At 71.3% G+C, this 1373-nt stretch carries 1 protein-coding gene; it reads left to right on the plus strand.

Going from position 1 to position 1373, the window contains the following annotated elements; translation table 11 throughout:
* Window positions 1–271: 271 nt before the first annotated feature.
* Window positions 272–1373 (plus strand): aminotransferase class V-fold PLP-dependent enzyme (locus tag ACESY8_RS17975; RefSeq protein WP_498794908.1); only part of this gene is annotated, 1102 nt, incomplete at its 3' end.

The following is a 1373-nucleotide window of genomic DNA, read 5'->3' on the forward strand; positions in this document are numbered from 1 at the left end:
GGGGGGGGGCCCCCCCCCCCCCCCGCCTCTTTCGTTCCCGTCCCAGGCTCCGGCCAGCCGGGCGGCCACAAGGGCCGCCCCTACAGAGAACGGCTGGTTGCCGCTGCTCCCTTCGTTAATGCTCACGCGTAGGGGCGGGGCTTGCCCCCCCCCACCTCTTTTGTTCCCGCCTCAGGCTTCGGACGGGCGGCTACGAGGTCCGCTCCCACTTGTGTCCCCGCCCGGATTCTGCTATACTCAAACCAACTTTTCCACACTGGAGGCGTTTTTTGTGGGATCCACCCCCCTGTACGACGCTCTGCGGGCCTTTGCCGCCCAGCGGCCCCTGCGGATGCACATGCCCGGCCACAAGGGTAAATCCCTGCCTGCGCCGGAGCTGGCGGCCATTGCGGCCATTGACTTCACCGAGCTGCCCCCCACGGGGGATCTCTTCTCCGGGGGCGGGGCCATCGGGGCGGCGGAGGCCCTCTGGGCGAAGGTTTTCCACATGGCCTCCTGCCTGTTTCTCACCGGCGGCTCCACCCAGGGGGTCCACGCCGCCCTGGCCCTGGCCTGCAAACCGGGGGAGACGGTGCTGCTGGACCGGGGGAGCCACCGCTCCGCCTACAACGCCCTGGCCCTGCTGGATCTGAAGCCGGTCTATCTGGAGCGGCCTTGGCTTGCCTCGGAGGGGATCACCGGCCCCATCTCCCCCTCGTCGGTGGCCCAGGCCCTAGAGGAACACCCGGAGGCAAAGACGCTCTGTATAACCTCGCCCACTTACTACGGAGTGTTGTCAGATCTTCCCGCCCTGGCGGAGCTAATGCACCGGCGGGGCGGGGTGCTGGTGGTGGACGGAGCCCACGGGGCCCATCTGCCGTTCCTGGGAAATGACCACCTCTCCGCCGCCGATCTGGTGGTGACATCGGCCCACAAGACCCTCCCCGCCCTGGGGCAGAGCGCCCTGCTGTTGGCCGGGGAACGGTTTCCCCATGCCGGGCTGCGGCGGGCCGCCTCCCTCTACGGCTCCTCCAGCCCCTCCTATCCCATGATGGCCTGCCTGGATCTCTGCCGGGCGTGGATGGAGGAGGAGGGCGCCGCCGCCTACCGGGCCGCCGCCCGGCAGGTGGCCGCCCTGCGGCGGGACTACCCCAGCGTGTCCGGCCCGGCGCTGGACCCTGCCCGGCTGGTGCTCCGCGCCCCCGACGGCTTTGCCGCCCAGGCGGCCCTGGAGGGGATGGGGGTGTGGCCCGAGATGGCCGACGCGGGCCATGTGGTGTTCATCCCCACCTGCGCCGACACGGAGGAGGACTTTGCCCGCCTCCGGGCCGCCCTGGATGCCGTGGCCTGGGGGGACGGCGCTCCCCTGCCCCCGCCTCCGCCCCCGCCGGAGG

This window comes from Clostridium sp. ATCC BAA-442, from assembly GCF_964239415.1.
Taxonomy (GTDB): domain Bacteria; phylum Bacillota; class Clostridia; order Oscillospirales; family Oscillospiraceae; genus Flavonifractor; species Flavonifractor plautii.